Origin of the sequence: Aquabacterium sp. (assembly GCF_004297345.1) — a bacterium.
Classification (GTDB): domain Bacteria; phylum Pseudomonadota; class Gammaproteobacteria; order Burkholderiales; family Burkholderiaceae_C; genus Aquabacterium.
The window spans coordinates 1-3426 of record NZ_SCTN01000166.1 but is presented as its reverse complement, the minus strand read 5'-3'; the positions used below and the strand labels follow the sequence as shown (position 1 = coordinate 3426).

At 61.0% G+C, this 3426-nt stretch carries 5 protein-coding genes; all 5 read right to left on the bottom strand.

The genetic code is table 11. The features are described 5' to 3' along the window. Positions 1-625 (bottom strand): ribonuclease HII (gene rnhB, locus EPO09_RS05610; protein ID WP_290641033.1); only part of this gene is annotated, 625 nt, incomplete at its 3' end. After that, positions 594-1748, bottom strand: coding sequence for a lipid-A-disaccharide synthase (lpxB, locus tag EPO09_RS05605; protein WP_290641031.1), 1155 nt, complete (start codon positions 1746-1748; stop codon positions 594-596). The genes rnhB and lpxB, both read right to left, overlap by 32 nt. A 5-nt stretch (positions 1749-1753) precedes the next feature. Next, positions 1754-2542, bottom strand: coding sequence for an acyl-ACP--UDP-N-acetylglucosamine O-acyltransferase (gene lpxA, locus EPO09_RS05600; RefSeq protein ID WP_290641029.1), 789 nt, complete (start codon positions 2540-2542; stop codon positions 1754-1756). A 7-nt stretch (positions 2543-2549) separates the two neighbouring features. Continuing rightward, positions 2550-2990, bottom strand: a complete 441-nt coding sequence (gene fabZ / locus EPO09_RS05595) for a 3-hydroxyacyl-ACP dehydratase FabZ (protein WP_290641027.1) — start codon at positions 2988-2990, stop codon at positions 2550-2552. Next, on the bottom strand, positions 2987-3426 hold a 440-nt coding region (locus tag EPO09_RS05590), incomplete at its 5' end, for a UDP-3-O-(3-hydroxymyristoyl)glucosamine N-acyltransferase (protein WP_290641025.1). The genes EPO09_RS05590 and fabZ, both read right to left, overlap by 4 nt.

The following is a 3426-nucleotide window of genomic DNA, read 5'->3' as shown; positions in this document are numbered from 1 at the left end:
CATGCAACTTCAAGGCAGCTACGTGGTCTGCGGTGGGATAACCTTTGTGGCCATCAAAACCATACTGGGGATAGGCCTCGTGCAACTGCTCGCACAAGCGATCTCGGTGCACCTTGGCCAAAATGGATGCGGCGGAGATGGCCTGCACTTTGGCATCGCCCTGAACAATGGCCTGCGCGGGCACATTGAGGGGCGGCACGCGGTTGCCATCGACCTGAACCATGGCCGGCTTCAAACGCAAGCCTTCCACGGCACGGCGCATGGCCAGCATCGTGGCATGCAGGATGTTGAGCTCGTCGATTTCCTCGACACTGGCTTCGGCCACGCAAAAGCACAGCGCCTTCGCGCGAATTTCGTCGAACAAGCGCTCACGAGTACGCGCTGTCAACTTCTTGGAGTCCGCCAGCCCCGCAATGGGTTGCTGATCATCCAGGATCACGGCGGCGGCCACCACCGGGCCAGCCAATGGGCCCCGACCTGCTTCATCCACCCCAGCCAACAAGCCCGCAGACGCGGCTGGCCACAGCAAATCCAACTGCTGCGGCGTGACAGGCTCAGTTGCAGCCTTGCCTGCACGGCTGACTTTGGCGCCCTTAGCGGCGTTCGAGGACTTGGGCGATGGCATCGCTGGCGGCCTGGGCGGTGTTGCGCCTCAGGGTATGGTGGAGTTCAAGAAAACGTTGCTGTACGGACTGCGCCCGCGCCGGCTGATCCAGCCAGGCCAACACATCCGCAGCCAGTTGCTCGGGGTTGGCATCGTGCTGAAGGCGTTCCGGAACGACGAAATCCCTCAGGAGGATATTGGGCAGGCCCACCCAAGGCAGGTAGGCCATGCGCTTCATGATCGGCCAGCTCAAGGCGCTGATCTTGTAGGCAATGACCATGGGGCGCTTGAACAACGCGGCCTCCAGAGTGGCCGTACCACTGGCGATCAGCGTCACATCGCAAGCGGCCAAAGCCTCGTGCGATTGACCGTCCAGCACCATCAGTTGCGACTTGTTGGGCACTTGCTCAGCCACCATCGGGTCAATCAAGGCGCGCATGCCCGGCACGACCGGCAACACGAAACGCAGATCCGGGCGCATCTGGCTCAGGCGGGCGATCGTCTGCAAAAAGGTCGGCGCGATATGGCGGATCTCGCCGCCACGGCTGCCAGGCAGTACCGCCACGACAGGCGCATCAGCGGGCAAACCGAGCTTGGCACGCGCAGCATCGCGAGGCACCTCCAGCGGGAAGGTGTCCGCCAGCGGATGTCCCACGAACGTGGCCGCGATACCTTTGTCTTGATAGAGCTGAGGCTCGAAAGGGAACAGGCACAACATGTGATCCACCGATTGATGGATCTTGTTGATGCGCCCCCCCCGCCAGGCCCAGATCGACGGGCTGACAAAGTGCACGGTCTTGATGCCAACCTTCTTCAGGCGTGCTTCCAGACCCAGATTGAAGTCCGGCGCATCCACCCCGATGAACACGTCAGGGCGCTCATGGCGCAAACGCTCGGCCAGTTGCTCTCGGATGCCCCAGATCTCACGAAAGCGACGCAGTACTTCCAGATTGAAGCCATGCACGGCCAGCTTCTCATAGGGCCAATGCGCCTGAAAGCCATGTGCAGCCATGCGCGGCCCACCAATGCCGGACGCCGTCAAATCGGGCCAACGGCTCTTCATGCCGCCCAACAACAAACCCGCGAGCAGATCGCCGGAAGTCTCACCGGCCACCATGGCCATGTGCGGAGCTGCCGTTCCCATCGCTGTCAGCGCACAATGCCGCGCGTCGCGTCAGCCAGGAAGGACAACATCATGTCGATGTCCGCATCGGCTTCAGCGTGTTGCCCGCGCAGGGTCGCGATCTCGGCCTTGGCCGCTTCCAGTGTCAGGCCTTTGCGATACAAGGTGCGGTACATCTGCTTGAGGATACTCAGACGCTCAGGCACATACCCCCGACGCCGCGGACCTTCCTGGTGGACGTTCTGAGCCTCCGCAGGGTTGCCTGCGGCCTGTATGAAAGGCGGCAAGTCCTGCGACAGGCGCGTCTGAAAACCCACCATGGCAAAGTCACCTATGCGCACGAACTGGTGCACGCCGCTGATGCCACCGATCAAGGTGTAGTTACCCACAGTCACGTGCCCGGCAAACTGCACCGAGTTGGCGATCACGTTGTGGTTGCCGATGAGGCAGTCATGCGCCACGTGCACATAGGCCATGATCCAGTTGTCATCACCGATCTGCGTGATGCCTTTGTCCTGGACCGTGCCGGTATTGAAAGTCGTGAACTCACGGATCGTGTTGCGATCCCCGATCACCAGGCGGGTCGGCTCGCCCGCGTACTTCTTGTCCTGCGGATCCCCGCCCAGCGAAGCGAACTGATAGATGCGGTTGTCGCGGCCAATCGTGGTGTGCCCCTCGATCACGCAATGCGCGCCAACGGTCGAGCCTTCACCAATGACCACATCCGGACCAATGATCGAATAGGGGCCGACCGACACCGACTCGGCCAGTTGAGCCTTGGGGTCAACGATCGCGGTGGAATGAATATTCGCCATGACGAGATCAGGCCACCTTGCGCACGGTGCACATGATCTGAGCGGACACAGCCAGTTCCTCACCCACAAACGCTTGCGCATTGAACTTGTAGATGCCGGCCTTGTTGCGGTCCATGGCAACGTCCAGGATCAGTTGATCACCGGGCTCCACCGGACGCTTGAAACGAGCACCGTCGATGCCGACGAAGTAGTACACGGAATCTTCATTGGCGCCTTCACCGCGCGCATCAAAGGCCAGCAAGGCGGCCGCTTGCGCCAAAGCCTCCAGCATCAACACGCCAGGCATCACCGGGCGCGTGGGGAAATGCCCCTGAAAGAACGGCTCGTTGATCGTCACGTTCTTCAAGGCGCGGATCCGCACATTCTTTTCAATCTCCAACACACGATCCACCATCAGGAACGGGTAACGGTGCGGGAGCTTTTCGAGGATCTTGTGGATGTCCATCACGATTTGATCTGTTTCTCTAAGGTACGGATGCGATCACGCAAGGCGTGGAGTTGCCGCAGCGTGGCTGCGTTCTTCTCCCAGGATGCGTTGTCGTCGAATGGGAACACCCCGGTGTACATGCCGGGCTGTGAAATGGAGCGGGAAATCAGCGTACCGGAGGACACGTGCACGTTGTCGGCCAAGGTGAGGTGCCCCAGAATCATGCCGGCGCCACCCACGGTGCAATGCTTGCCGATGCGCGCACTACCGGCCACACCGACACAACCGGCCATGGCGGAATGCTCACCGATGTGCACGTTGTGCGCGATCTGAACCAGGTTGTCGAGCTTGACGCCGTTTTCAATCACGGTGTCCTCGATGGCGCCCCGGTCCACACAGGTGTTGGCACCGAGTTCGACGTCGTCACCGATGCGCACGGCACCCAATTGCTCGATCT